Origin of the sequence: Actinomadura latina NBRC 106108, assembly GCF_001552195.1 — a bacterium.
Taxonomy (GTDB): domain Bacteria; phylum Actinomycetota; class Actinomycetes; order Streptosporangiales; family Streptosporangiaceae; genus Spirillospora; species Spirillospora latina.
This window is the reverse complement of the sequence record NZ_BCQS01000012.1, coordinates 43512-70131: the sequence shown is the minus strand read 5'-3', so window position 1 is coordinate 70131 and position 26620 is coordinate 43512. Positions and strand designations below refer to the sequence as shown.

The following is a 26620-nucleotide window of genomic DNA, read 5'->3' as shown; positions in this document are numbered from 1 at the left end:
GGATGTCCCGGCCCGCGCGCGAGCGGCAGATGCTGGACGTGGCGGAGGAGGTGTTCGGCGAGCGCGGCTACCAGGCCACCTCGATGGACGAGATCGCCGACCGGTGCGGGGTCTCCAAGCCGATGCTCTACGAGTACTTCGGCTCCAAGGACGGGCTGCTCGTGGCGTGCGTGAGCCGGTCCAAGGCGGAGCTGCTCGACGTCACGCAGAAGGCCATGGCGGGCGCCACCACCCCCGAGGACATCCTGTGGCGCGGCATGGTCGCCTACTTCTCCTTCATCGACTCCCACAGCAACTCGTTCGCGATGCTGCTGCGCGAGCCGGCGGCCGCGTCCGCGGAGACCGCCGAGGCCGTCGAGGCGACCCGGCGGCAGCAGAGCACGCTGATCGCCGGGGTGCTGGCGACGTTCGCGCCGTCCGCGCCCGCCGCCGCGATCGAGGCGTACACGCAGATCATCATGGGCGCGAGCGAGCGCGTGGCGCTGTGGCTGACGAGCCGTCCCGACGTGTCGGCGGAGGACGCGGCCCGCCACATGACCGACTTCTGCCGGCAGGGCCTCAGCCCGTACCTGACCCCGCCTCCGGCCGGCGGGGAAGCGCCTCCAGAGCCGCGATGAGCAGGTCGAGGCCGAACTCGAAGTCGGTCTCGGGATCGTGCGCGGCCAGCTCGGGGCCGTAGGCGATGACGTGCCGGAACGCGTCCGGGTCGAGGTCGTTCCACGACTTGGCGCCCGTCTCGGCCAGATGCCCGAGCATCTTCTCCATGCCGATCTCGCGCATCTGGGCGCCGATCGCGTAGGCGAGCAGCGCCCGCATGATCCGCACGGCGGTGCCGCCGTCGAAGCCGGCCGCGTCCGCCAGCGCGAGCGCGCGTTCCATCGGCCGCAGCCCCGCCGCCGAGTCGATCTTGTGGGTGAAGACGATCGTCATGCAGCGCGGGTAGTCGTGCGCGACCTTGCGGAACGCGCGGACGAGGGCGCGCGCGCCCTCCTGCCAGGGCGCGGCCGGGTCGTCCTCCAGCTGCAGGCCCTCGACGACCCGCTCCGCGACGCCTTCCAGCAGCGCGGTCTTGTTCGGGACGTGGTTGTAGAGGGACATCACGGCGACGCCCAGGTCGGCCGCGACGCGGCGCATCGACAGCGCGTCCGCGCCCTCCCGCTCGATCAGCGCGACCGCCGCGTGCACGATGCGGTCCCGGGTCAGCGCGGGACGCGGAGTGTCGGAGGTCACCCGCCGCACCATGCCGCTCCCCTCCGTCGACCGTTGACACCGGTAAGTGTCCCATGACACGGTACGTACATTGTACGTGAGACGTACACCGTACGTCCGCGCTTCGGGGAGGAGTGCCCTTGTCGACACACGACCTCTACACCGACCCCGTCACGGCCGAGCCCTGGAACGTGCCGATGGCCGGCGACGCCAGGTTCACCTGGGAGTACGACGACGGCCGCGACCGCCTCCTCGCCCTCTACCAGAAGGGCAAGGACAAGCAGTGGGACTCCACCAAGCGCATCGACTGGGACCTTGAGGTCGACCCGCACAACGTCCTCGGCGTCCCCGACCAGTCCCTCGCCATCTACGGGACGAAGTACTGGGACAAGCTGTCGGAGAAGGAGCGCGGCGAACTGCGGCAGCACTCCACGTCCTGGCAGTTCTCCCAGTTCGTGCATGGCGAGCAGGGCGCGATGGTCACCGCCGCCCGGATCGTGGAGTCGGTGCCCGACCTCGACTCCAAGTTCTACTCCGCCACCCAGACGATGGACGAGGCGCGGCACGTCGAGCTGTTCACCCGGTTCCTGCACGAGAAGGTCGGGATGGTCTACCCGATCAACACCAAGCTGCAGGACCTGCTGAACGAGACCCTCACCGACTCCCGCTGGGACATGCCCTACCTGGGCATGCAGGTGCTCATCGAGGGCCTCGCGCTCGCCGCGTTCGGCGTCATCCGCGACATCACGACCAAGCCGCTGCCGAAGCAGATCCTCGCCTACGTCATGCAGGACGAGGCCCGCCACGTCGCGTTCGGCCGGCTCGCGCTGCGCGACTACTACAAGCGGCTCTCCCCGGCCGAGCTCCGCGAGCGCGAGGACTTCGTCATCGAGGGCTGCTACCTGATGCGCGACCGCATCCGCGGCCGGGAGATCTGGACCAACTTCGGCATCGACCCGGCCGAGGTCGACGAGATGGTGGAGAACTCCCCCTACATGCGGATGTTCCAGAGCCTGCTGTTCAGCCGGATCGTCCCGTGCGTCAAGGACATCGGGCTGTGGAGCGAGCGCATCCAGCAGGTCTACGACGATATGGGCGTCCTCGACATGTCCAAGGCCGACCTGGACGCGCTCATGAACCAGGACGAGGAGATCGCCGAGAAGCTCGACACCGAGCGGTTCGCCGCCGAGGAGGCCGCCCGCAAGGCCGAGGTGGACGCCGTCATCGCCGACGCCGCCATCGCCGACACGGGGACGGGCTGAGTACTTTTGGATCACTCGATCCGCACACCTCGGAGGTCTTGATGCCACTCGCGCATTTCGATGGAGCGCTCGCCGTCGTCACCGGAGCGGGCAGCGGGATCGGCCGCGCCATCGCGCTCCGGCTGGCCGAGAACGGGGCGAGCGTCATCGCCGCCGACATCGACCTGCCCGCTGCGGAGCGGACCGTCGCGCAGGCCAAGATCGTCGGCACGGGCGGCACCGCCTACCAGGTCGACGTGGCCGACGCCGCCGCGATGGAGGCGTTCGCAGCCGAGGTGAAGGACGCGCACCGCGTCCCCGACATCGTCGTCAACAACGCGGGCATCGCGGTCACCGGGTCGTTCCTCGACACGGAGCTGGACGACTGGAACCGCATCATGGGCGTCAACCTGTGGGGCGTCATCCACGGGTCCCGGCTGTTCGGCCGGCAGATGCGCGACCGCGTCGGCGCCCTGCCCAACAAGCCCGACAAGCCGAACCTCGGCGGCCACATCGTCAACATCGCGTCCGCCGCCGCGTTCGCGCCGTGGCGCGCGATGCCCGCCTACTGCACGACGAAGGCCGCCGTCCTGATGCTGAGCGAATGCCTGCGCGCGGAGCTGGCCGGCTCCCGCATCGGCGTCACCGCCGTCTGCCCCGGCTTCGTCAGCACCGACATCGTCAAGAACGCGAGCTACGTCAAGGGCGACCTCGGCTCCACCGAGAAGCTGAAGCAGCGGGGCCAGAAGGCCATCCAGCTCCGCAACTACCCGCCGGAGAAGGTCGCCGAGCGGGTCGTCAACGCCATCGTCAAGAACAAGCCCGTGGTGCCCGTCAACTTCGAGGGCCACCTCCTGCACGTGCTCTCCCGCGTGTCCCCCGCCTCCCTGCGCCTCATGGCCAGGATCCCCACCCCCCAGGGCTGACGCCCCCGCCGGGCGCGGCCCCGACTCTCCCCGCACTGAGAGGTGAAGGATCGATGCCCCCCAATGTGCTGCTGAGCGACGGCCGCCCCCGTACATGGACGGCGCAGATCAGGTGCAAGGACGGCGACCACGCGCTTGAGCTGACGCATCGGGAGGTGGTCGCCGAGCGGCTGCTGCGGACGTCCCGCAAGCACTCGTTCGACCCGGACGTGGACGTCGACTGGGACGCGCCCCAGGACCCCGACGTGTTCTACGCGCCGCCGCAGCTCGCGTCGATCTACGAGACGCCGCTGTGGGACGGGCTGACGCACCGGCAGCGGGTGGAGCTGACCAAGCAGGAGATGTGCAGCATCGCCTCGTTCGGCATCTGGTCGGAGATGCTGCTGATGCAGTCGCTGGTGATGCACGCCTACCGGCACCGCTACGACAGCGACCACGTGGCGTACGCGCTGACGGAGATCGCGGACGAGTGCCGGCACTCGAAGATGTTCGCCCGGATGGTGCGGACGTGCGGGCTGCGGACGCACCGGCCGCGGGCGCTGGAGTTCCACTTCGCGAAGCTGTTCGGCGCCGTGTACGACCCGATGCCGATGTTCGCGGGGACCCTCGTCGTGGAGGAGTTCACCGATGCGTTCCAGCGGCTGACGTTCCCGGACGAGGCCGTCCAGCCGATGGTCCGGCAGGTCACCCGGATCCACGTGGTCGAGGAGGCGCGGCACATCAAGTACGCCCGGGAGGAGCTGAAGCGGCTCGTCGCGGAGATCCCCGCGGTGCGGCGGCGGGCGGCGGCCTACGGCATGGCGCAGGCGACGCGGCTGATGGCCGCGCAGGTGATCCACCCGTCCTGCTACACGGCCGTGGGCCTGGACCCGAAGCTGGCGCGGCGGGTGGCGGCGCGCAGCCCGCACCGGCGGGCGACGATGGCGTGGGCGTTCCGGAAGTGCACCGCGTTCTTCGACGAGGTCGGGTTCCTGGACGGGCGGGCCCGTGACGTGTGGATCCGCTCGGGTCTACTCGAAGCGTAACCTGTTCTACTCCACCGCCATTTATCTTGACGTCGAAGAGCTTTTAGAATTCAGTTCGCGGATACCGGACGCATTGGTCCGAACGGCGGCAAGAAATGGGCCGCGGAGTGGGGGTCCAATCCGCGGCCCGATCGACGAACACTGCGCCTGCCTGGGGTTATCTCACCCAGGACACTCCAACCGATTGCACGGTCACGTCGTCGCCTCCTCCTCCCAGGCGTTCCCAGCATGCCGATCGAGTGCCTGGCGCGGGAGCATGATCGGCATACCGCCTCCCCTTTACCGCATCACCTTAGAAGGTCTTGACAGAAAATAGTCCACGATCGGCCGAATCAGGTCAGAAATCATTTAGTGCCGCGAGTACTTCGCGGGCGGCGGCGGTCGTCGTGCCGAGGACCGCCCGCTCCCGCTCGGCCTGCCGCGCGCCGGCCGGCGCCTGCTCGCTGTAGCTGACCGTGAAGACCGCGTTGCGGATCCGCGCCGTGACCTGCCCGACCACGGTCGGCTGCCCCTCGTCGGCCTTGAACCACCGGTACGCCTCGTCCCCGACGCCGCCCTGGCGCTCCAGCGCGATCGTCCGGACGAGCGGGGCGTCGTGCGCCTGCGCCCACTGCGCGTCGTAGTAGCTCTCGGCGTCCCGCACCGGGTCCGCGGTGTTCGCGGGCGCGTACAGCCGCGCCTCCACCCGCAGCCAGCGGAACGCCGACCCCGTCGAGGAGTACGTGCACGTGGTGAGCGTCGAGTTCGCGCTGTGCCGCTTCGTCGCCTTCGGGACCGCCTTCGCCACGGTGCCGTCCGACACCGTCCCGCACGGCGGCGGCAGGGCCTTGACGATCCGCTGCGCGGGTTCGGACGACGGCGCCCGCGGGGTACTGTGCCGCGGCGCCACGGCGGCCCGGTCCGTCCCGCCCTGGTCCTTGCCGGGCGCCACCAGGAAGACCGCCACCGCCGCCGCGGCGAACGCCGCGACCGCCGCCAGCAGCACGAGCAGCCGCCTGGGCCGCCGCGCCGGAGACGGCGGCTCCGGTCCGGCGTACGGCCGGTGGAACGGTTCGCCCGGACGCTGCAGCCCCACGTCCCGCTCCTCACTCCTCCGTCGCGTCATGGCCCGCCCTTCCGTCAACGTAGCCAGGCGCGCCGCCCCTGACCAGGCCCCTGACGGTGCCGATTGTCAGACCGGCGGGTCAGACTGGAGGGGTGCTGATCGCTGACATCGCGCGGACCTCGGGGGCGGTGGCGGGCACCTCGGGCCGGAAGGCCAAGGTAACCGCGCTCGCGGAGTGCCTGCGCCGGGCCGACGCCGACGAGGCCGCCATCGTGGTCGCCTACCTGTCGGGTGAGCTGCCGCAACGCCAGATCGGGGTCGGCTACGCCGCACTGCGGGACGTTCCGCCACCCGCCGCCGAACCGTCCCTGACCGTCCCGGAGGTGGACGCGGCCTTCACGGAGATCGGCGCAGTCTCCGGCGCCGGCTCCGTCGCCCGCCGCCGCGACCTCGTCGCCGCGCTGCTGGCCCGCGCCACCCACCCCGAGCAGGGCTTCCTCATCAGACTCCTGGCGGGCGAGCTGCGCCAGGGCGCGCTGGACGGCGTGATGACCGAGGCGATCGCCGCCGCCGCCGAGGTGAAGCCCGCCGAAGTGCGCCGCGCGGTCATGCTCCGCGGCTCCCTGGGCCCGGTCGCCACCGCCGCCCTCGCCGACGGCGTCGCCGGCCTGCGCGCCTTCACCCTGGAGGTCGGCCGCCCGATCAAGCCCATGCTGGCCGCGTCGGCGCCGTCCATCGACGACGCGTTCGCCAAGCTGGAAGCAGCGGCGGCGGTCGAGTGGAAACTCGACGGCATCCGCGCCCAGGTGCACGTCTCCGGCGACGAGGTGCACATCTTCACCCGCACCCTGGACGAGATCACCTCCCGCCTGCCCGAGGTGGTCGACGCCGCCCGCCGGCTCCCGGTCCACGAGGCCGTCTTCGACGGCGAACTCATCGCCCTGCGCCCCGACGGCCGCCCCCACCCCTTCCAGGTGACCGCCGCCCGCACCGCGACCCGCACGGCGAAGAACACCGACCCGGTCCCCCTGAGCGTCTTCCTCTTCGACGTCCTCTACCTGAACGAGCGCCCAGCCGACGTAGACGCCGCCGAGAGGGGTGCGACTCCGGGCAGCCCGGCCTCAGGGGATCTGCTCGACGCGCCGGGTGCGGAGCGGAACGCGGCACTGGTGCGGGTCGTACCGGAGGACCTGCGGATGCCCCGGGTGGTCACCGATGACCCGGTCCAGGCCAAGGAGGTGTTCGACGAGGCCGTCGCGCGTGGACATGAGGGCGTGGTGGTCAAGTCGCTCGATACCCCCTACACGGCGGGGCGGCGCGGCGCGGGGTGGATCAAGGTGAAGCCGCGGCACACGCTCGACCTCGTCGTGCTCGCCGTGGAGTGGGGGCACGGGCGGCGGCGGGGGCTGCTGTCCAACCTGCACCTGGGCGCGCGGGATCCCGAGACGGGCGGGTTCGTGATGCTCGGCAAGACGTTCAAGGGGCTCACGGACGAACTGCTCGCCTGGCAGACGGAGAAGCTCCGCGAACTGGCCGTCCGGGAGGACGACTGGACGGTGCACGTCCGGCCCGAACTGGTCGTGGAGATCGCGTTCGACGGCGTCCAGCACAGCCCCCGCTACCCCGGCGGCATCGCGCTGCGATTCGCGCGCGTGCTGCGGTACCGGCCCGACAAGTCCGCCGCCGAGGCCGACACGATCGGCACCGTCCGCGCCGTCGCCCCCGTCATGGACTGACCCGCACGCGGCGGAAGGCCGCGCGCACGGTCACGCGGTACGGGCGGTCCGCCGTCCGGACGCGCCGGAAAGCGACGCCCGCCGGCCGGGCCGTCATGGCGGCTCGTCGCCCGTGCCGGGGGCCTTCTCGCCGAGCGGGGCCGGTTCGGCCGGCTTCGGCGGCGCGGGTGGGACGCGGCCGCCGGGGCGGAAGCCGGGCGGGAAGTCGTCCTGGGGGCGGCCGGCCCGGCGTGCCGCGGCGCGGGCCCGCATCCGGGACGCGGCCTGTCCGGTCACCCGCGGCGACGGGGCACGGGCGGCCGCGACGCGCCGGCCGCCGCGTCCGTCCGGACGTGCGGCCTCGTCGCCGCGCGCGGTCGCGTCCTCGGCGGGCGTCGCGGCCCGGCGCGCGGCTCTGCGGGCGGCGCGGCGCTCGGCCCGGCGCTCCGCGCGGGCGGCGGCCTTGCGTTCGTCGCGGACCATGACGCGGCGCTCGGCACGGACCACGGCGCGGCCCTCGGCGCGGGCGGCCGCGCGGCGCTCGGCGCGGGCGACCCTGCGGCGGCGGGCGCGGTCGGCGGCTTCGGCGTGGCGCTGCAGCAGGTCGGGCGGGATGAGGTCGTGCCGTCCCGCGATGAACTCCTGCACCCAGATCTTGCCGCGGATCAGCGGCCGGCGGAGCTGCTTCTCCCGCCGGACGGCCCGCTGGTAGCGGCGCGAGTCGGCGGGGTAGCGCCAGCGCGCCCACGGCGAGCCGGGGCGCGCCACCCGGATCGCGCCGACGATCAGCAGGGCGGGGACGAAGAGGCCGATGAGGCCCGTCCAGATCTTGCCCTTGAGGAGGGTGAGCACCGCGAAGACCAGGTTGACGACGAGGGACACCACGTAGACGCGGGTCAGGATGCCGGTGCCGGGGTCGGGCGCGATGCCCTCGTAGCCGAGCGGGCGGATGCCGAGCAGCAGCAGTCCCGTGACCGCGATGGCGACGAACACGGCGTCGACGGACGCGCGGCCCTTCTCCGTCCAGTACACGTCGCTGAGATGCAGGATCAGCGCGAACTCGTCCAGGACGAGGGCGGAGCCCATCCCGAAAACGACGGCGGCCCCCACGTTGAGCCCGGTGTAGGCGTCGGGGACGGCGAGGCTGCCCACGCCGCCCGCCAGCATCAGCACCACCCCGAACACGACGTGGTGGATGTGCAGGTCCCCGGCGGTCACGTTGCGGAACCACCAGCGCGCGTCCGCCCGGATCAGCCGGACGTTGACCCGCGTCAGCACGAAAGTGATCAGGAACGCGACGAAGAAGCCGAGCAGCGGAAGCCGCCCGGTCGCCACGATCCGCTCGTCGAACATCTCGATCATCTGCCCCCCGCTGCCTCCATGATGCACCGTGACATGCGCGGATATCGTGGCACCCGTCCGATCAACGACGATCGAGGAGGACTCCGACGTGAGCCGAATCGTGGACCGCTGCGATCCCGGGTACCGCGCGTGGATCGCCGAGGCGATCCGGCTGGTCGACGCCGACGCCAACCGCAGCGCGGACACGCACCTGCACGTGTTCCCGCTGCCGCCGGAGTGGGGCATCGACCTCTACCTGAAGGACGAGTCCGTCCACCCGACGGGTTCACTGAAGCACCGGCTCGCCCGGTCGCTGTTCCTGTACGGGCTGGCGAACGGCTGGATCCGGCAGGACACGACGATCATCGAGGCGTCCAGCGGGTCGACGGCGGTGTCGGAGGCGTACTTCGCACGGCTGCTCGGGCTGCCGTTCGTCGCGGTGATGCCCGCCTCGACCAGCCCGGAGAAGATCCAGCTGATCGAGTTCTACGGGGGCCGCTGCCACCTGGTGGACGACCCGGCCACCATCTATGCCGAGTCGCGGCGGCTCGCGGCCGGGTGCGGCGGGCACTTCATGGACCAGTTCACCTACGCCGAGCGCGCGACGGACTGGCGCGGCAACAACAACATCGCCGAGTCGATCTTCGAGCAGATGCGGCTGGAGCGGTTCCCGGAGCCGTCCTGGATCGTGGTCGGCGCGGGCACCGGCGGGACGTCCGCGACGATCGGCCGGTACGCCCGCTACCAGCGGTTCCAGACGCGGCTCGCGGTCGTCGACCCGGAGGGGTCGGCGTTCCACGGCTCGTTCGCCGACGACGACCCGGACCGGACGGCGGCGGGCTCCCGGATCGAGGGCATCGGCCGGCCCCGCGTCGAGCCGTCGTTCCTGCCGACGGTGATCGACCGGATGATCCGGGTGCCGGACGCGGCGTCCGTCGCGGCGATGCGCTGGACGGCCGAGGTCAGCGGCCGGAACGTGGGCGGCTCGACCGGCACGAACATGTGGGGCGCGGCGGAGCTGATCGCGGAGATGCGGGCGCGCGGCGAGCGCGGCAGCGTGGTGACGCTGATCTGCGACGGCGGCGAACGGTACGCGGGCACCTACGGGTCGGACGCCTGGCTCGCGGAGCAGGGCCTCGACATAGCGCCCTGCCTCGCGGCGCTGAACGGCTTCCTGAAGACGGGCGAGATGCCCGCTATCCCGTGACCGTGACGGGGTTCACCAGGTCGGCGTAGATCAGCAGGCCGCCCATGACGATCAGCACGACCGCCATCACGTACGTCACCGGCAGCGCCTTGGCGACGTCCACGTAGCCGGGGTCGGGCCTGCGGAACACCTTGGCGAACGCCTTCTTGATCGCCTCCAGCAGGGCGCCGGCGATGTGGCCGCCGTCCAGCGGGAGCAGCGGGACGAGGTTGAACAGCCCGACCGCGAGGTTCAGCGAGCCGAGCAGCATCACGAAGAAGGAGACCTTCTCGGCGCTGGTGTAGTCGGCGGAGGCGGCGACCTCGCCGCCGATGCGGCTGACGCCGACGACGCCGACCGGGCCGTTCGGGTCGCGCTTCTCGTCGCTGAACGCGGCGTTCCAGACGCCGACCATCTTCTGCGGCATCCGCACCAGCGCGCCCGCGGTGCGCGCGGTCAGGTCGCCCATCGTGCTCGCGACCGCGCCCGGCCCCTGCCGCTCCATCGCCTGCGTCGGGGTGATGCCGAGGAAGCCGACGTTCACGATCTTCTCGGGGTCGTCCAGGTCGTACATCTGGTTGCGGGTGATCGGGACGCTCAGCGTGATGTCCCGCCCGCCGCGCTCGACGGTCATCGGCACGGTCTTGCCGCCGTCGTCGCGGATCAGCACCCGCAGCTTCTCGTAGTCGTCGATCTTCCTGCCGTCGAACGCCACGATCCGGTCGCCCGCCTTCAGCCCGGCCTGCGCGGCCGGCGTCGGCGTGGCACCGGCCGGGCACTCCGCCACCTGCGACTGGCTCGCGGGCACCATGCAGTCGTGGACCTGCCCGATGACCGGCTGCGCCTGCTTGGTGCCGATGCCCATCAGCAGGATCGCGAAGAACATCACCGCGAGCAGCAGGTTCATCGCGGGCCCGCCGAACATGATGAGCAGCTTCTGCCACCACTTCTTGGCGTAGAACACGCGGTCCTCGTCGCCGGGCCTGATCTCCTCCAGCGCGGCGCCGCGCGCCGACTCGATGAGGCCCTGCCACGGGCCGGTGCTGATCTGCCGGACCTGCCCGGGGGCGTCGCCCTTGCGCGGCGGCAGCATCCCGATCATGCGGATGTAGCCGCCGAGCGGGATCCACTTGACGCCGTACTCGGTCTCGCCCTTGTGCCTGGACCACATCGTCGGGCCGAACCCGACCATGAACTGGGTCGTCCGCACCTTGAACAGCTTGGCGAACGAGAAGTGCCCGAGCTCGTGCAGCGCGATGGACACCAGCAGGCCGAAGAACAGGATCAGCATTCCTGCCAGGTAGACCATCCGGGGTGCCCCTCAACTCGTGCGCCCGCGCTCACCGCGGGTGATCTCAGCAACCAACTCAGAGTACGCGAACGGCCCCGGTTCGGTTGAAGTCATCCGGGGAATCCGCGCAGCGGCGCCGCCGCGCCATCCGGGTGCTCGGCGAGCCTGCGGGGCGCTCCTTTGAGCTGAGCTGCTAAATCGGGCCCGCGGCATTGGCATGCGGCGCGATAGCGGCGGGCCGTCCCGCCCCCGCATCATGGGCCGAGCTCACACCCTGTACACGGAGGTCCACTTGAAGCGCGGTCATGTAGCGGTGCTGGTGCTGGTGCTGGCGCTCAGTGGATGCGGCGGCTCCGACGGCGGCGGCGAGAGCGCGTCCGCGCCGCCCTCGCCCGCCGTTTCGGCACCGGCCTCGGCGCCGTCCGGCACGGCGCCCGGCAAGGGGAACGCGACGCCCGTGCCCGAGGTGTCGAGGGCGACGGAGAGGTTCAACGACTGCATGCACAAGCAGGGCGTGGAGCTGCCGACGCCGAATCCGTCGTCCACGCCCGCCAAGAAGGACCTCGAAAAGATCAAGGCGGCCCTGCAGACGTGCGTGAAGTCCATGTCGGCGTCGCCGCCCCCGGCGGGCTGACGGCGGGTGGTCGCGGGGCGGGGCCGCTGCTAGATTGGCGGTCAGCCGATGATCCCGTGCGGGAGAGTCCCACGCAGCCGGTGTGGGGCGCCGAAGGAGCAAATCCTCCCCGGAACCTCTCAGGCCCACGGACCGCACGGACCAGGCGACCTCTGGAAAGCGGGGACCCGGTCCCCCGCCGAAGGTGAAAGCCCGCAGGCAGGCGGGTGAAGCTCTCAGGCGCCGATGACAGAGGGGGAGGCACCGAGACGCCCGGTGCGCGGATGGGACGATGGACCACGCGCCCGTGACGAAGGAGCCGAACCCATGTCCGCCGATCCGAAGACCACCCCGCTGCACGACGTCCACCGGGACCTCGGCGCGAACATCGTCGACTTCGCCGGCTACCTGATGCCGCTGCGCTACAAGAGCGAGACAGCCGAGCACGAGGCCGTCCGCACCGGTGCCGGCCTGTTCGACCTCTCGCACATGGGAGAGATCTTCCTGTCCGGGCCGGGCGCGGGCGCCGCGCTCGACCACGCGCTGGTCGGGAACCTGTCGCCGATGCCGGTCGGCAAGGCCCGCTACACGATGATCTGCGGGCCGGACGGGGGCGTCCTCGACGACCTGATCGTCTACCGGCTCGCCGACGACACGTGGATGGTCGTCGCCAACGCGGCCAACGCCGCCGTCGTCCGGGACGCGCTGGTCGAGCGGGCCGCGGGCTTCGAGGCCGCCGTGGACGACCGCTCCGGCGCCTACGCGCTGATCGCCCTGCAGGGCCCGCGCTCCCAGAAGATCCTCGAAGGGTTCACCGACGCGCCGGTGGGCGGCCTCAAGTACTACGCGATCCTGGCCGGGCGCGTCGCGGGCGTCGACGCGCTGGTCGCCCGCACCGGGTACACGGGCGAGGACGGTTTCGAGCTGTTCGTGGACGCGTCCGACGCCGTCCCGCTGTGGCGGGCGCTCGCCGGCGTGGACGGGGTCGTCCCGGCGGGGCTCGCGGCGCGCGACTCGCTGCGCCTCGAAGCGGGCATGCCGCTGTACGGCAACGAGCTGACCGCCGAGACGACGCCGTTCGAGGCGGGCCTCGGCCGCGTCGTGAAGCTGGACAAGACGGTCGATTTCGTGGGCAAGACCGCCCTGGCGGCGCAGGCCCAGACCCCGCCGGGCCGTAGGCTCGTGGGACTGGTCGCGCGGGGGCGTCGCGCGCCGCGAAAGGGGTACCAGGTCGTCACGTCCGGCGGCGCGCCGTGCGGGGTCGTGACGAGCGGCGCGCCTTCGCCCACACTGGGCAAGCCGATCGCCTTGGCGTACCTCGACAGCGGCACCGAGGAGACGGGCCTGGCCGTGGACGTCCGCGGCCGGCCCGAGCCGGTGGACGTCGTCGACCTGCCGTTCTATAAGCGTTCCTGAAAGAGAGAAGAGATCGTGAGCGTTCCGGAGCAGCTCCGCTACAGCGAAGAGCACGAGTGGGTGTCCGGCCTCGGCCCTGCTGGTCCAGAAGCGGAGGACGGCATCGTCACCGTCGGCATCACCGCGCACGCCGCCGACGCGCTCGGCGAGATCGTCTACCTCGAGCTGCAGCCGTCCGAGGGCGACGCCGTCGAGGCGGGCGAGCCCTGCGGCGAGGTCGAGTCCACCAAGTCGGTCAGCGACCTGTACTCGCCGGTCAGCGGCGAGATCACCGCGATCAACGGCGCCGTGGTGGACGAGCCGAAGGTCATCAACGACGACCCGTACGGCGAGGGCTGGATCTTCAAGGTCCGGATCTCCGACGAGCCCGGCGACCTGCTCGACTCGGCCGCCTACGCGAAGCTGATCGAGGAAGCATGAGCCTCTACGACTCCCTCGCGACGGCCGACCCGGAGGTCGCCGAGGCCGTCGCCGCGGAGCTGCGCCGCCAGCAGTCCACGCTGGAGATGATCGCGTCGGAGAACTTCGCGCCGGTCTCGGTGCTGGAGGCGCAGGGCTCCGTCCTGACCAACAAGTACGCCGAGGGCTACCCGGGCAGGCGCTACTACGGCGGCTGCGAGTATGTCGACGTCACCGAGCAGCTCGCCATCGACCGGGCCAAGTCGCTGTTCGGCGCCGAGCACGCGAACGTCCAGCCGCACAGCGGCGCCCAGGCCAACACGGCGGTCTACTTCGCGCTGCTGCAGCACGGCGACACGATCCTGGGGCTGGACCTCGCGCACGGCGGCCACCTCACCCACGGGATGCGGCTGAACTACTCGGGCAAGACGCTGAACGTGGTCCCGTACCACGTCCGCGCCGAGGACGGCCGGGTCGACATGGACGAGGTCGCCTCGCTCGCGGCGGAGCACCGGCCCAAGATGATCGTGGCGGGCTGGTCGGCGTACCCGCGGCAGCTCGACTTCCCGGCGTTCCGCGAGATCGCCGACTCGGTCGGGGCGCTGCTCATGGTCGACATGGCGCACTTCGCGGGGCTCGTCGCCGCGGATCTGCACCCGTCGCCCGTCCCGCACGCCGACATCGTGACGACGACCACGCACAAGACGCTCGGCGGCCCGCGCGGCGGCCTGATCCTCGCCCGCGAGGAGTTCGCCAAGAAGATCAACTCCGCGGTGTTCCCCGGCATGCAGGGCGGCCCGCTGGAGCACGTGATCGCCGCCAAGGCGGTCGCCCTCAAGATCGCCGCGTCGGACGAGTTCCGCGCCCGCCAGGCCCTCACCGTCGAGGGCGCCCGCCTCCTCGCCGAGCGTCTCCTCGCCGAGGACTCGGCCAAGGCCGGCGTGAAGGTCCTCACCGGCGGGACGGACGTCCACCTCGTCCTGGTCGACCTGGTGGACTCCGAGCTGACCGGACGCGACGCCGAGGACCGCCTGCACGACATCGGCATCACGGTGAACCGCAACGCCGTGCCGAACGACCCGCGCCCGCCGATGGTCACCTCCGGCCTGCGGATCGGCACGCCGGCCCTCGCCACCCGCGGCTTCACCGCCGCGGACTTCGCCGAGGTCGCGGACATCATCGCGCTGGCCTTGCAGCCGTCCTCCGCGGACCTGGGGTTGGCGGCCCGGGTGCAGGCGCTCGCCGACGAACATCCGCTCTATCCCAACCTGTGATTTCCGCCGCGCCCCCTCCCGTCCCGGGTGGGGGCGCAGCTACAACGAGGTAGCTCATGGCCATCAGCGTTTTCGACCTGTTCAAAATCGGCATCGGCCCGTCCTCGTCCCATACCGGCGGCCCGATGGCGGCGGCGCACCGCTTCGCCCGCGGCCTGGAACGCGACGGCCTCCTGGAGAAGACGGCCTCCGTCCAGGTCGTCCTCTACGGTTCGCTCGGCCTCACCGGCAAGGGCCACGGCAGTGACAAGGCCGTCATCCTCGGCCTGGAGGGCGACAAACCGGAACTGGTCGACGTGGACCAGGTGGACGCACGCCTGGCGTCCATCCGCGAACGCGGGACGCTGTGCCTCTTCGACGACCACGACATCCCTTTCGTGGTCAACGAGCACCTGCATTTCGAGCGCGGGGAATCGCTCCCCGGCCACCCCAACGGCATGCGTTTCACGGCCTGCGACGACTCCGGCGAAGAACTGCGCTCGAAGGTGTACTACTCGGTCGGCGGCGGCTTCATCGTGGACGAGAACGCCACCGGCGCCGACCGCATCAAGCCGGACGACACCGTCCTGCCGCACCCCTTCGACACGGCCGCCGACCTCCTCGACCGCTGCCGCGAGACGGGCCTGTCCGTCTCGGCCCTGATGCTGGAGAACGAGACGGCGTTCGGCCGCACCCCCGAGGAGATCCGCGAGGACCTGCTCAGCCTCTGGCACGTGATGCGGGCCGCCGTGACCCGGGGCTGCACCCGCGAGGGCCTTCTCCCGGGCGGCCTGAAAGTACGCCGCCGCGCGCCCCAGCTCCACCGGCAGCTCTCCACCGAGAAAGCCTCCGACCCTCTCCACGCGATGGACTGGGTCACCCTTTTCGCCCTCGCCGTCAACGAGGAGAACGCCGCCGGCGGCCGCATCGTCACCGCCCCCACCAACGGCGCCGCCGGCATCATCCCGGCCGTCCTGCACTACTACGACCGCTTCCTGCCCAGCGACGACGAAGGGGTCGTCCGCTTCCTCCTCACCGCCGGCGCCATCGGCGTCCTGTTCAAGCAGAACGCCTCCATCTCCGGCGCCGAGGTCGGCTGCCAGGGCGAGGTCGGCTCCGCCTGCTCCATGGCCGCCGCGGGCCTCACCGAAATCCTGGGCGGCACCCCGGAGCAGGTGGAGAACGCCGCCGAGATCGGCATCGAGCACAACCTGGGCCTGACCTGCGACCCGGTCGGCGGCCTGGTCCAGGTCCCCTGCATCGAACGCAACGCGGTAGGCGCCATCAAGGCCATCAGCGCGGCCCGCATCTCCCTGCGCGGCGACGGCCGCCACTTCGTCACCCTCGACAAGGCCATCAAGACCATGCGCGACACCGGCCGCGACATGCTCGACAAGTACAAGGAGACATCGCGCGGCGGCCTGGCCGTCAACGTCATCGAATGCTGACCCGCCCCGTCAGCCGTTCGCGGACATGTCCGCGAGGCGGCGGGCGAGGCGGACGGTGGCGTCGCGTAGTTCCGGCGGCTCCAGGATCTGTGCGGTGAAGCCGAGGCGGGCGATGTGGACGGCGAGCCAGTCGAGGTCGTCGCCGCCCACGGTGAGCAGGCACCAGCCGTCGCCGTCGTCCTCGACGCGTCCCACCTGGGGCGGGATCAGCTCGCGCACCTGGCCGGACGTGGCGCGGAGCCGGACGCGCGCGAGATGGCGGTAGGGCGCCTCGGTCACCGAGCGCTGGACGTAGGCGACCGGGTCCGGATGCTCCCTCGGCCGGAAATGCCAGGTCGTCGGCGCGGCGTCGCGCATCCGGTCCAGGCGGAAGGTGCGCCAGTCGCCGCGGCCGACGTCCCAGGCCATCAGGTACCAGCGGCGGGCGGTGGCGACCATCCGCACCGGCTCGACCGTCCGCTCGCGCTCCTCGCCGCCGCGGGCGGCGTACCGGAACCGGACCCGGACGGCGTCGCGGCACGCCCGCGCGAGCGTCACCAGCAGCTCGGCGTCGATCTCCACCCCGGGGCCGACGAGGGTCTCGGTGGCGCCGCGCACCGCCCGCACCTCGGCGCGCAGCCGGGGCGGCATCACCTGGTCGAGCTTCGCGAGCGCCCGCAGCGCCGCCTCACCGGTCCCGGCGACGGTGCCGCCCGACGCCAGCCGCAGGGACACCGCCGTCGCGATCGCCTCCTCGTCGTCCAGCAGCAGGGGCGGCAGCCGGGTGCCCGCGCCGAGCCGGTAGCCGCCGCCGACGCCCGCCGTGGCGTGGACGGGGTAGCCGAGCGCGCGCAGCCGTTCCACGTCGCGGCGCACCGAACGGTCGGTGACGCCGAGTTCCGCGGCGATCTCGGCGGCGGTCCAGGGCGAGCGGCGCTGCAGCAGCGCCAGCAGCCGCAGCACCCGCTCGGTCGTCCCCTCGACGGTCACGCGGCTCATCGTTCCACAGATCGCGGAACGTACCTGTCCGCGATTGGGGGAAGACTCGCGTCATGACCTGGAACACCCTGCTGCGGGACCAGCTCACCTGGCACTGGGACCGCCAGCTCCGAGCCCGGCTCGACGGCCTCACCGACGACGAGTACCTCTGGGAGCCGGCACCCGGCTGCTGGAGCGTGCGCCCGCGCGGCACCGGCACCGCGCCGGTGCAGGCGGGATCGGGCGCGATGACGATCGACTTCGCGTTCCCACCGCCGGACCCGCCGCCGTTCACGACGATCGCCTGGCGGCTCGGCCACGTCATCGTCGGCGTCCTCGCGATGCGCAACGCCTCGCACTTCGGCCGCGCACCAGCCGACTACCAGTCGTTCGAGTACGCCGGTACCGCGGCCGGCGCGCTGGCCCAGCTGGACGCCGAGTACGCCGCGTGGCTGGCCGGCGTGGAGTCCCTCGGCGAGGACGGCCTCTCCCGCCCGTGCGGGGAGGCAGAGGGACCGTTCGCCGCCGACTCCATGGCGAGGCTGGTCCTGCACATCAACCGGGAGCTGATCCACCATCTGTCCGAGGTGTGCCTGCTCCGTGACCTCTACCTGCACAGGAAGGCGAGCTGACATGGCCCGCGAGATACAGATCACCTTCGACTGCGCCGACCCCGCCGGGCTGGCCGCGTTCTGGGCCGAGGCCCTCGGCTACCGGCTCCAGGACCCGCCCGGGGACTTCGCGTCCTGGGACGACGCCCTGGAGGCGATGGGCGTCCCGCCCGAGCGCCGCAACGACGCCTCGGCGCTGGTCGACCCCGGCGGCGCCGGGCCCCGGCTGTTCTTCCAGCGGGTGCCGGAGGGCAAGCAGGCCAAGAACCGCGTCCACCTGGACGTGCGGGCCGCGCCCGGCCTGGACGGCGACGCCCGGATGAAGGCGCTGGAGGCGGAGGCCGAGCGCCTCGTCTCGCACGGCGCCACGCGGCTCCAACGGCACGAGCCCGCTCCTCCGCTCGGCGCCGGCCACATCGTGATGGCCGACCCCGAGGGCAACGAGTTCTGCCTCGACTGACCGTCCGGAGGACACGTCGAGCCCGGGGCGCGGCACGTGTGATGATCGCGGATCGCGCTGGCAACGCGTTCTAGCGGAGCGGGATGTCGGCCCCGTGCTCGCTTTCGGGGCGCGGGCCGTGGATGCGGCGGTCGGCCTCGGCGATGGGCACGTCGTTGATGCTCGCCTCGCGGCGCCGCATCAGCCCGTGCTCGTCGAACTCCCACAGCTCGTTGCCGTAGCTGCGGTACCACTGGCCGCCGGTGTCGTGCCACTCGTACTGGAACCGGACGGCGATCCGGTTCTCGCGGAACCCCCACAGGCTCTTGCGCAGCGCGTAGTCGAGCTCCTTCTCCCATTTCTCGGTCAGGAAGGCGATGATCTCGTCCCGGCCGGTGACGAACCGGTCGCGGTTCCGCCAGACGGAGTCGGGCGTGTAGGCGCCCGCCACCTTGCGCGGGTCGCGGGTGTTCCACGCGTCCTCGGCGGCCTGGACCTTCTGCCGGGCGGTCTCCCCGGTGAACGGCGGGTAGGGCGGGCGGTCTTCCGGCATCACGGCCTCCTCGTATTGAGAACGTACGTTCTCAGTCAGTGTGGCCTAATCTAGGGAACGACCGTTCTCAACGTCAAGCGGGAGTGTCGATGCCGGCCGCCATCACCGAGGAGCAGCAGGCCCGGGACCGCCGGGCGCTGCTCGACGCCGCGGAGGACCTCTTCTACCGGCAGGGCATCCAGGCGGTCGGCATGGACGACCTGCGAAGCGCCGCCGGGCTGCCCCTCAAGCGCATCTACCGGCTGTTCCCGACCAAGGAGGCGCTGATCGTCGCGATGCTGGAGCGCCGCGACCTCCGCTGGCGCGGCGACCTGGCCGCCCATCTGGACGCGGTGACCGACCCCCGGGAGCGCGTCCTCGCGCTGTTCGACTGGCTCGGCGCCTGGTTCGCCGAACCCGGCTTCCGCGGCTGCGCGTGGGTGAACGCCCACGGCGAACTCGGCCCGTCGGCCCCGGCGATCGCGGCGGCGGCGCGGTCGCACAAGCGCGCCTTCCATGCCCAGATCACCGCCCTGGTCGACCCCGTGGCCCCGTCCGCCACCGAATCGGTCTACCTTCTCGCCGAGGGCGCCATCGTGGTGGCCGGCATCCACAACGACCCCGCCGTAGCGGCGCGGGCGCGAACCGCGGCCCGCGCCCTCCTCGATGCGACGCCGGACCTGGCAGACGCCCCGCCCGGCAGGTGAGCACGCACCCGCACAGACCTCCGGCCGGCCGCCGCGCCTCCGGACGCGGCGTCAGGACGTGCGGGCGCCGCGGCCGGTGGGCGAGTGGGCGCCGGCGCGGGCCTCGGTGCCGCAGTGGCGGCAGACGACCACGGGGCTGACCGTCTCGCCGCAGGAGTGCTGCCAGCGGACGGGCGGGTCGTCCGGGTGCAGGTGCCGGTCGCCCCAGCTCATGAGGACGAGCAGCACGTCGCACAGCTCCCACCCGGCGGGCGTCAGGTGGTACTCGTAGCGCGCCGGGTGGTCGCTGTAGCGCTCGCGCCGGATGATGCCGTTGGCCTCCAGCTTGCGGAGCCGGGACGTGAGGATGTCGCGGGACGCACCCGTGTTGCGGACGATCTGGTCGAACCGGCGCACGCCGTAGCTCAGCTCCCGGATCACGAGGAGGCTCCAGCGTTCGCCGACCAGGTCCAGGGTGTCGGCGACCGAGCATTCGCGCGGGTCGGCGTCCTTCGGCATGTCCGCAGCCTAGCCGCCGGTCAGAGCCGCTCGACGATGGTGGCGTTGGCCTGGCCGCCCGCCTCGCACATGGTCTGGAGGCCGAACCGCCCGCCGCGGTCTTCGAGGGCGTGCAGCAGCGTCGTCATGATGCGGGCGCCGCTGGCGCCGAGCGGGTGGCCGATCGCGATCGCGCCGCCGCGCACGTTGACCCGCGCCAGGTCGGCGCCCGTTTCGCGCTGCCAGGCGAGGACGACCGGCGAGAACGCCTCGTTCACCTCGAACAGGTCGATGTCGTCCAGCGTGAGGCCGCCGCGGCGCAGCACCTTCTCGGTCGCCGGGATGATCGCGGTGAGCATCAGCAGCGGGTCGTCGCCGGTCACGGCGAACGCGTGGAAGCGGGCGCGGGGGCGCAGGCCGAGCCGCGCGGCGACGTCCGCGCCCATGACCAGGACGGCGGCGGCGCCGTCGTTGACCGGCGACGCGTTGCCCGCGGTGATCTTCCACTCGATCTCCGGGAACCGCTCGGCCATGCGCTCGTCGTAGTAGGCCGGCCTGAGCGCGGCGAGGATCTCCGGGGACGTCCCGGGACGGACGGTCTCGTCCCGCTGCCCCGTCCAGGCGACCTCCCGGTCGAACTCGCCGTTCTTCCACGCCTCGGCGGCGCGCCGGTGCGACTCGTAGGCGTAGGCGTCGAGTTCCTCGCGCGCCAGGTCCCAGCGGGCGGCGATCAGCTCGGCGCTGATGCCCTGGCCGACGAGCCCGCCCGGGTACCGCTCGCCCAGCATCGTCCCGAACGGGTTGCTTCCGGGCAGGACGCTCGACCCCATCGGCACCCGCGACATCGACTCGACCCCGCAGGCGATCGCGATGTCGTAGGCGCCGCTCTGCACGCCCTGCGCCGCGATGTGCAGGGCCTGCTGGGACGAGCCGCACTGCCGGTCGACGGTCATCGCGGGGACGCTCTCGGGGAACCCGGCGGCGAGCACGGCCGTCCGGGTGATGTTGAGCGCCTGGTCGCCGGCCTGCGTGACGACGCCGCCGATGACGTCGTCCACGTCGGCGGGGTCGATCCCGGCCCGCTCGACGAGCGCCTTCAGCGTCCGGGCCAGCAGGTCGGCCGGATGGTCGCCGTGCAGGACCCCGCTCGCCTTGCCCTTGCCGAGCGGAGTCCGCACCGCCTCTACGATCACCGCGTCCCGCACCACGACCACCTCCGTTGTGTTTTCCTACTCACTCTCCCGCAGTATCCGGCGACAGAGTTGGAAAACACAACTCACCCCGCCCGTGGGCTCCCTCACATCACCCGCCGCACGGCTCCGGCCGGGCGCACAGAAAGACCCGGGGGCGCGGCGTACTGCCGCGGCCCCCGGATGCCGGGCCGCTCAGCGGGAGGGGCCCATGCCGTGGTCCGTCTGTTCCCTCCATGCGTCGAAGAGCCCCTGGGTGGAGCCGCCCGTACTTTCACGGTGGGACAAATGCGCCTCCTCGCCCTCGACGTCACGTTCACTTCGGACATTAGTCGCGCGCACGAACATTCCCGACAAACCACACCCAAAGGTGTCGTAAACATGGGAACGCCCGGACTCGCGTCCGGGCGCCGGGGTGCGGTCGGTCAGCCGCCCTTGAACATCGCGCGCATCTTGCGGGCCGCGTCGCCCGGTTTCTTCTTCTGGGGCGCGCCCGTGGCCCGCTGCTCGCGGGGCGGGTCCTCCGCGCGCTCCGGTTCGGTGTTCGCCTTGCCCTCGGGCTTGCCAGGCTTGTCGGTCACGACAACTCCCCCGATGTCGCTGCACTGTCGTCCCATAGGTACCCCGTCTAGCCGGGGTAGAAGCGCACTTCGGGACGGCCGACCTGTCCGTAGTGCGGTTTGCGGTGCGCCAGGCCGTTCGTCGCGAGGTACTCCAGGTACCGGCGGGCGGTGACGCGGGAGACGCCGGTTAGGTCGGCGGCAGCGGCGGCGGACAGGCCCCCGGACGTGCGGGACAGCACGTCGGTGACGGCCTGCAGCGTCTCGCCGCTCATGCCCTTCGGCAGCGCGCGGTGGTCCGGGGTGCGGAGGGTGGCGAGCATCCCGTCCACGTCGGCCTGGCCGCTGACCTCGCCGGTCCCCACCGTCTGCTCCCGGAAGCGGGCATAGCGGTCGAGCTTGTCGCGCAGGGACGCGAACGTGAACGGTTTGAGGAGGTACTGGACGACGCCGACCGAGACGGCCGACCGGATCACCGCCAGATCGCGGGCCGAGGTGACCGCGATGACGTCCACGTCGCGGCCGCCGGCGCGGAGCGCGCGGCAGACGGTGAGGCCGTGCGTGTCCGGCAGGTAGAAGTCGAGGAGGACGACGTCCACGGGGGTGCGGTCGCAGAAGCGGAGCGCCTCCGCCCCGGAGTGGACGACCCCGGCGACGGTGAAGCCGGAGACGCGCTCGACGTAGGTGCGGTGCGCCTCGGCGGCGACCGGGTCGTCCTCGACGATGAGCACTTCGATCATCGGTGGTCCAGGGGGATGCGAACGGTGAACACGGCGCCGTCGTCGTGCCCCACCCGGACCTCGCCGCCGTGCCGCCGGACGGCCTGGCCGACCAGCGCGAGCCCGAGCCCGTGCCCGACCGGCCAGCCGCCGGACGTCTTCGTCGTCCAGCCGCGCCGGAACATGTCGGGCATCACGGACGGATCGACGCCCCGTCCGCTGTCGGACACTTCCAGCAGGAGCGTACCCGCGTCCTCCCGGGCCGCGACGACGACCCGTGGCGGCCGGGCGGACGCGTTCCCGATGGCGGCCTCCACCGCGTTGTCGATCAGGTTGCCGAGGATGGTGACGAGGTCGCGGGCCTCGACCGTCCCCTCGATCGCGGTGTCCTCGGTGATGACCAGCTCGACGCCGCGCTCGGCGGCCTCGGCCGACTTGCCCAGCAGCAGCGCCGCCAGGACGGGTTCGGTGACGGAGTCCACGACCCGGTCGGTGAGGCGCTGCGCGGCCGCCAGGTCGGCGGTGGCGAACGCGACGGCCTGGTCGGGACGGCCCAGCTCGACCAGCGACACCACCGTGTGCAGGCGGTTCGCGGCCTCGTGCGCCTGCGAGCGCAGCGACTCGGCGAAGCCGCGGACGGTGTCCAGCTCACCGGTCAGGCTCTGCAGCTCGGTGTGGTCGCGGAAGGTGACGACGCTGCCCATCGCCCGGTCGCGGGACCGGACGGGCGAGGTGTTCACGACCAGGACGCGGGTGTCGCCGACGTGGATCTCGTCCGAACGCGGGTCCGGCGCGACGAGGGCGGCGACCAGCTCGTCCGGCAGCCCGAGGCCCGTGACGGGACGTCCGCGCAGGTCGGGCGGAGGCAGCACCGGCGACCGGCCTTGCCGCGCCCGCACCGCGCCGTCCGGCGGATGGGCGCGCAGGCCGAGCAGGTCGAGGGCGGCGTCGTTGCACAGGACGACGCGGCCCGCCCGGTCGAGGATGAGCAGGCCCTCCCGGACGGCGTGCAGGATCGCCTCGTAGTACTCGAACATCTCGCGCAGCTCGCCGGGCGCGACGCCGCGGGTCTGCCGGCGCAGCCGGGCGGAGACGAGGTAGCTGCCGGCCATCCCCGCGGCGAGCACGATGCCGGCGACGGCGCCGAGGGCCAGCAGCCGCTGCCGCAGCCGGCCGGTGATCACCCGGACGGTGATGCCGACCGCGACGAGCGCGACGACCTCGTGCCGGTCGTCGAAGACCGGGGCGACGGTCCGGACGGACGGGCCGAGCGTGCCGGTGTAGGTCTCGGTGAACGTCCGGCCGGCGACGGCGGGCGCGGTGTTGCCGACGAAGTGCCCGCCGATCCGGGCCGGGTTGGGGTGCGTGTAGCGGATCCCCGCCGGGCTCATGATCGTGATGAAGTCGACGCCGGTGTCGTACCGGACGCGCTCGGCGTACGGCTGCAGCACCGCGCTCGGATCGGGCGTGGTGAGCGCCGCCCGGACGTTCTGCGCGTCGGCGATGCTGACCGCGACCGCCGTGACGGTCTGCTCCGCGCCGTCGTCGGCGGACCGCCCGGCGTCCAGGTAGGCCAGGACGGCACCGGCCGCGACGAGCAGCCCGACGATCGCGGCCTGCAGCACGAGCAGCTGCCGGGCCACGCTCCAGTTGCCGGGCACCGCCCAGCGGGGACGCCGCATCGGACCTTCGTACCTCCCGTTCCGGACAGGCCGTGAACGAAATGTACACAAGCGTGACCGCCGTCACAGGTTCGTCGCATAGTGACGGTGCAGGAACCGGCCCCTCCGCCGGCCACGCTCCCATCCTGCGCGGCTTACCCCCCACCGCGGGCGCCCACCGTGTGCATGCGCCGTCCGTCCCGGCGCATGGGCGCCCGCCGACGAAGGGGCGCCCGTCCCGGTTCGACCCGGGACGGGCGCCACTCCTCCCCCAGTCCTCCCACCGCGTCAGGGGGCGTCCGTCGCGCGGTGCGGACTCGGCCGCCCGGTGCCAAGCGCCCCGGCACCGGGCGGCCGTCAGGCGGTCTCGGCTTGCGGGCGGCGGCGCCGGGAGCGGGCGACCAGCGGGCGGAAGCGGATCACCACCGGCAGGTCGGGCATCCCGACCGCGCGGCGGTAGCGCTCGACCGGGCCCGCGCCGAGCTCCCCGTACACCTCGCCCACCAGCGTGTCGCCCGCGCAGGAGACGTTCAGCAGGAGGCGCGGTCTGTCCGCCGTCCCGGTCAGGCGGACGCGGACGTCCTCGACGCCGGGCAGCGCGCGCACGTCCCGGTCGAGGTCGCCGCCGGCCGCCCGCGCCCGGGCGCGGGTCTCGGCGTCCAGGTCGGGCCACCACCGGTGGACGAGCGTGCGGCACTGCAGGACGAGCCAGAGCTGACCGGCGAGGGCCAGCAGTTCCGCGGCGCCCGCCGCGGACGGCAGGAACCACCCGGCGCCGTCCGCGAAGCGCACCAGCGCCGGGTCGAGCAGCGGCCTGGACGACAGGGCGCCGAACGCGTCGAACGCGCCCAGTCCGAGAGCGGCGGCGGACGTGCCGGCCAGCAGCAGCACCGCCCCGGTCACCGCGATCGCGATCCGCATCATCAGTCCTTCCGCCAGCCGAGCCGGACGTCGACCGGCGGCCGGTGCATCGGCTCGATCCGGTCCAGGCGCGCGTCGACGGCGGCCCGGACCAGCTCCGCCAGGTTCGACGGGTTCCGGTAGTAGGTGCCGGCCCGGACGATCAGGCCCCGCCGGAAGACCCCGAGGCCCCGGACGCGGGCGCGCTCGATGCCGGGGACGTCCAGCGCCGCGTCGGCGAGCGTGCGGCGCAGCGCGGCCCGCCCGACGAGGCCGGCCTGGCGCGGGTCGGAGCCGGCCAGCGGCACCCCGCGCAGCCGGCCGGGCAGCGCGGCGACCAGGAACGCGGCCCCGAGGGCGGCGACCGCCGCCGCCACGACCACGACGTCCGGGTCGCTCCACGCGTAGCGGCGCAGGACGTCCGCCAGCGCGGCCACGCCCGGCACCGGATGCACCGCGGACCCGAGCGCCGCGGCGAGCAGTTCGATCGCGGCCACCCCGCCCGCCGTCGTCACCAGCAGCGCCGCGGCGAACCCCGCGAACGCGCGGCGCGGCCGGAACGCGCGGACGGCGAGCCGCCGCGCCTCCCGCCTGCTCTGTTCCTCCTCGATCAGGTCCTGGACCAACGCCTCGGCCATAGCCACCCCCGTGAGCCATCGGCACGTCCGACATCGTCACTTGCCGATATCGTCACCCATGGTGCGGCAATGTCACGCGGAGTGAAACACGCCATGCCGACATCTCACGGGAAACCCCAGGTCAGCGTCAGCGGAAGATCACTGTTCGGTCGCCGTTGAGCAGCACGCGGTGCTCGGCGTGCCAGCGGACCGCGCGGGCCAGGGCGAGGCACTCCACGTCGCGGCCGACCGCCACCAGCTCCTCGGGGCTGTGGGTGTGGTCGACGCGCGCGACCTCCTGCTCGATGATCGGCCCCTCGTCCAGGTCGGCGGTGACGTAGTGCGCGGTGGCGCCGATCAGCTTGACCCCGCGCGCGTGCGCCTGGTGGTAGGGGCGGGCGCCCTTGAAGCTCGGCAGGAACGAGTGGTGGATGTTGATGATCTGCCCTGGCAGCTTGGCGCAGAAGTCGTCCGAGAGGATCTGCATGTACCGGGCGAGGACGACGAGGTCGGCGCGGTAGTGCTCGACCAGCGTGAAGATCTCCGCCTCCTGCGCGGCCTTGCCGCCGGAGCCGGCCGGCAGGTGGTGGTAGTCGATGCCGTACGACTGGGTGAGGGGCCGCAGGTCGGGGTGGTTGGACGCGACCGCGACGATGTCGATGTCGAGCAGCCCCGACCGCGTCCGGTAGAGCAGGTCGTTCAGGCAGTGCCCGCCCTTCGACACCATGATCAGGACGCGCGGGCGCTCGGCGAGCGCGTGCAGCCGCCACTGCAGCCCGAGCTCGGGCACCAGCGACGCGAACGCGCCGCGCAGCTCGTCGGGGTCGGTGTCGTCCAGGGCGGCGAACTGCACCCGCATGAAGAACGTGCCGGAATCGCCGTCGCCGAACTGCTGGCTCTCCAGGATGTTGCACCCGCGCTCGGCCAGCAGCCCCGAGACGGCCGCGACGATGCCGGGCCGGTCCGGGCAGGACAGGGTCAGGACGAATTCGTTCAACGGTCTCACTCTTATCGCGGCGCGGCAGCTCAGAACGGGTCACTTCGAGCTTACGCGGCCCCCGCTCGTCCCGCCGCCGTCCTTTCACCCCGTGTCACCGGCGCGGACCGCTTCGTTTACTGATGAGTAGTTTGCGGCCTCCCGT

At 72.3% G+C, this 26620-nt stretch carries 28 protein-coding genes and 2 riboswitches; of the genes, 14 read left to right on the top strand and 14 right to left on the bottom strand.

Annotation, left to right across the window (positions count from 1 at the left end):
- The first annotated feature begins 2 nt into the window (after nt 1-2).
- The gene (locus tag AL2_RS18090) at nt 3-617 is read left to right on the top strand and encodes a TetR/AcrR family transcriptional regulator (RefSeq protein WP_067635052.1); all 615 of its coding nucleotides are present in this window, start codon (nt 3-5) and stop codon (nt 615-617) included.
- Here AL2_RS18090 and AL2_RS18085 read toward each other — a convergent pair.
- Complete coding sequence (locus AL2_RS18085; RefSeq protein WP_245666710.1) at nt 559-1230, bottom strand: TetR/AcrR family transcriptional regulator; 672 nt, start codon at nt 1228-1230, stop codon at nt 559-561. The genes AL2_RS18090 and AL2_RS18085 overlap by 59 nt on opposite strands.
- Before the next feature lie 119 nt (nt 1231-1349).
- Here AL2_RS18085 and AL2_RS18080 point away from each other — a divergent pair, with 119 nt between their 5' ends.
- The 3 genes from AL2_RS18080 to AL2_RS18070 are packed head-to-tail and all read left to right on the top strand — an operon-like array spanning nt 1350 to nt 4401.
- Nucleotides 1350-2471, top strand: coding sequence for a ferritin-like domain-containing protein (locus tag AL2_RS18080; protein ID WP_067635050.1), 1122 nt, complete (start codon nt 1350-1352; stop codon nt 2469-2471).
- Nucleotides 2472-2512: 41 nt separating this feature from the next.
- Nucleotides 2513-3376: an SDR family NAD(P)-dependent oxidoreductase gene (locus tag AL2_RS18075; protein WP_067635049.1), complete on the top strand. Its 864-nt coding sequence runs from the start codon at nt 2513-2515 to the stop codon at nt 3374-3376.
- A 53-nt stretch (nt 3377-3429) separates the two neighbouring features.
- Nucleotides 3430-4401, top strand: coding sequence for an AurF N-oxygenase family protein (locus AL2_RS18070; protein ID WP_083946643.1), 972 nt, complete (start codon nt 3430-3432; stop codon nt 4399-4401).
- 337 nt (nt 4402-4738) lie between these two features.
- Here the strand turns inward: AL2_RS18070 and AL2_RS18065 are convergent, their stop codons facing one another.
- Nucleotides 4739-5506 carry a hypothetical protein gene (locus AL2_RS18065; RefSeq protein ID WP_157438224.1) on the bottom strand — a complete coding sequence of 256 codons (768 nt, stop codon included), beginning with the start codon at nt 5504-5506 and terminating at the stop codon, nt 4739-4741.
- Nucleotides 5507-5598: 92 nt separating this feature from the next.
- Between AL2_RS18065 and AL2_RS18060 the strand changes: the two genes are divergently transcribed.
- On the top strand, nt 5599-7182 hold the full coding sequence (locus AL2_RS18060; RefSeq protein ID WP_067635047.1) for an ATP-dependent DNA ligase: 1584 nt from the start codon (nt 5599-5601) through the stop codon (nt 7180-7182).
- Between the two features lie 93 nt (nt 7183-7275).
- On the opposite strand, the gene AL2_RS39230 is transcribed toward AL2_RS18060, so the two are convergent.
- On the bottom strand, nt 7276-8523 hold the full coding sequence (locus tag AL2_RS39230; protein ID WP_067635046.1) for a hypothetical protein: 1248 nt from the start codon (nt 8521-8523) through the stop codon (nt 7276-7278).
- Nucleotides 8524-8611: 88 nt separating this feature from the next.
- On the opposite strand from AL2_RS39230, the gene cds1 reads away from it, so the two are divergent.
- Nucleotides 8612-9709, top strand: coding sequence for an L-cysteine desulfhydrase Cds1 (gene cds1 / locus AL2_RS18050; RefSeq protein ID WP_083946642.1), 1098 nt, complete (start codon nt 8612-8614; stop codon nt 9707-9709).
- Here cds1 and AL2_RS18045 read toward each other — a convergent pair.
- Nucleotides 9699-10997, bottom strand: coding sequence for a M50 family metallopeptidase (locus AL2_RS18045; RefSeq protein WP_067635045.1), 1299 nt, complete (start codon nt 10995-10997; stop codon nt 9699-9701). The two genes, cds1 and AL2_RS18045, sit on opposite strands and share 11 nt — an antisense overlap.
- A gap of 274 nt (nt 10998-11271) precedes the next feature.
- Between AL2_RS18045 and AL2_RS18040 the strand changes: the two genes are divergently transcribed.
- From AL2_RS18040 to AL2_RS18020, 5 genes are all read left to right on the top strand, one after another.
- Nucleotides 11272-11613, top strand: coding sequence for a hypothetical protein (locus tag AL2_RS18040; RefSeq protein ID WP_157438223.1), 342 nt, complete (start codon nt 11272-11274; stop codon nt 11611-11613).
- Nucleotides 11614-11662: 49 nt separating this feature from the next.
- A riboswitch (glycine riboswitch) is annotated at nt 11663-11758 on the top strand.
- A gap of 4 nt (nt 11759-11762) precedes the next feature.
- Nucleotides 11763-11848: riboswitch (glycine riboswitch) on the top strand.
- 71 nt (nt 11849-11919) lie between these two features.
- The gene (gcvT, locus tag AL2_RS18035) at nt 11920-13008 is read left to right on the top strand and encodes a glycine cleavage system aminomethyltransferase GcvT (protein WP_067635043.1); all 1089 of its coding nucleotides are present in this window, start codon (nt 11920-11922) and stop codon (nt 13006-13008) included.
- Between the two features lie 15 nt (nt 13009-13023).
- Nucleotides 13024-13428 (top strand): glycine cleavage system protein GcvH, encoded by a 405-nt coding sequence (gene gcvH / locus AL2_RS18030; protein ID WP_067635042.1) that lies wholly within the window; start codon nt 13024-13026, stop codon nt 13426-13428.
- Nucleotides 13425-14681 (top strand): serine hydroxymethyltransferase, encoded by a 1257-nt coding sequence (gene glyA / locus AL2_RS18025; RefSeq protein WP_067635041.1) that lies wholly within the window; start codon nt 13425-13427, stop codon nt 14679-14681. Before gcvH ends, glyA begins: the two co-directional genes overlap by 4 nt.
- A 56-nt stretch (nt 14682-14737) precedes the next feature.
- The gene (locus AL2_RS18020; RefSeq protein ID WP_067635040.1) at nt 14738-16108 is read left to right on the top strand and encodes an L-serine ammonia-lyase; all 1371 of its coding nucleotides are present in this window, start codon (nt 14738-14740) and stop codon (nt 16106-16108) included.
- Nucleotides 16109-16117: 9 nt separating this feature from the next.
- On the opposite strand, the gene AL2_RS18015 is transcribed toward AL2_RS18020, so the two are convergent.
- Nucleotides 16118-17086, bottom strand: a complete 969-nt coding sequence (locus tag AL2_RS18015; RefSeq protein ID WP_083946641.1) for a helix-turn-helix transcriptional regulator — start codon at nt 17084-17086, stop codon at nt 16118-16120.
- A gap of 53 nt (nt 17087-17139) precedes the next feature.
- Here AL2_RS18015 and AL2_RS18010 point away from each other — a divergent pair, with 53 nt between their 5' ends.
- A complete protein-coding gene (locus tag AL2_RS18010; RefSeq protein ID WP_067635038.1) occupies nt 17140-17697 on the top strand; it encodes a DinB family protein in 558 nt (185 codons plus the stop codon).
- A 1-nt stretch (nt 17698) separates the two neighbouring features.
- Nucleotides 17699-18136 carry a VOC family protein gene (locus AL2_RS18005; protein WP_067635037.1) on the top strand — a complete coding sequence of 146 codons (438 nt, stop codon included), beginning with the start codon at nt 17699-17701 and terminating at the stop codon, nt 18134-18136.
- A gap of 70 nt (nt 18137-18206) precedes the next feature.
- On the opposite strand, the gene AL2_RS18000 is transcribed toward AL2_RS18005, so the two are convergent.
- Nucleotides 18207-18668, bottom strand: a complete 462-nt coding sequence (locus AL2_RS18000; protein ID WP_067635036.1) for a nuclear transport factor 2 family protein — start codon at nt 18666-18668, stop codon at nt 18207-18209.
- 89 nt (nt 18669-18757) lie between these two features.
- Between AL2_RS18000 and AL2_RS17995 the strand changes: the two genes are divergently transcribed.
- The gene (locus AL2_RS17995; RefSeq protein ID WP_067635035.1) at nt 18758-19354 is read left to right on the top strand and encodes a TetR/AcrR family transcriptional regulator; all 597 of its coding nucleotides are present in this window, start codon (nt 18758-18760) and stop codon (nt 19352-19354) included.
- A 51-nt stretch (nt 19355-19405) separates the two neighbouring features.
- On the opposite strand, the gene AL2_RS17990 is transcribed toward AL2_RS17995, so the two are convergent.
- The 8 genes from AL2_RS17990 to purU all read right to left on the bottom strand — a co-directional run bounded on the left by AL2_RS17990 (nt 19406) and on the right by purU (nt 26475).
- The gene (locus AL2_RS17990) at nt 19406-19852 is read right to left on the bottom strand and encodes a winged helix-turn-helix transcriptional regulator (RefSeq protein WP_067635034.1); all 447 of its coding nucleotides are present in this window, start codon (nt 19850-19852) and stop codon (nt 19406-19408) included.
- 20 nt (nt 19853-19872) lie between these two features.
- The gene (locus tag AL2_RS17985) at nt 19873-21036 is read right to left on the bottom strand and encodes a thiolase family protein (RefSeq protein ID WP_067635334.1); all 1164 of its coding nucleotides are present in this window, start codon (nt 21034-21036) and stop codon (nt 19873-19875) included.
- A 410-nt stretch (nt 21037-21446) separates the two neighbouring features.
- Nucleotides 21447-21602 (bottom strand): hypothetical protein, encoded by a 156-nt coding sequence (locus AL2_RS37535; RefSeq protein WP_157438222.1) that lies wholly within the window; start codon nt 21600-21602, stop codon nt 21447-21449.
- 47 nt (nt 21603-21649) lie between these two features.
- Complete coding sequence (locus AL2_RS17980; RefSeq protein WP_067635033.1) at nt 21650-22321, bottom strand: response regulator; 672 nt, start codon at nt 22319-22321, stop codon at nt 21650-21652.
- Nucleotides 22318-23982 carry a sensor histidine kinase gene (locus AL2_RS17975; protein ID WP_067635032.1) on the bottom strand — a complete coding sequence of 555 codons (1665 nt, stop codon included), beginning with the start codon at nt 23980-23982 and terminating at the stop codon, nt 22318-22320. Before AL2_RS17975 ends, AL2_RS17980 begins: the two co-directional genes overlap by 4 nt.
- Nucleotides 23983-24318: 336 nt before the next feature.
- A complete protein-coding gene (locus AL2_RS17970; RefSeq protein ID WP_168444715.1) occupies nt 24319-24885 on the bottom strand; it encodes a hypothetical protein in 567 nt (188 codons plus the stop codon).
- Entirely contained in the window at nt 24885-25499 is a 615-nt protein-coding gene (locus AL2_RS17965; RefSeq protein ID WP_067635030.1) for a DUF6286 domain-containing protein, read from the bottom strand. The genes AL2_RS17970 and AL2_RS17965 overlap by 1 nt, the downstream gene beginning before the upstream one ends.
- Nucleotides 25500-25626: 127 nt before the next feature.
- Entirely contained in the window at nt 25627-26475 is an 849-nt protein-coding gene (gene purU / locus AL2_RS17960) for a formyltetrahydrofolate deformylase (protein ID WP_067635029.1), read from the bottom strand.
- Nucleotides 26476-26620: the final 145 nt, after the last annotated feature.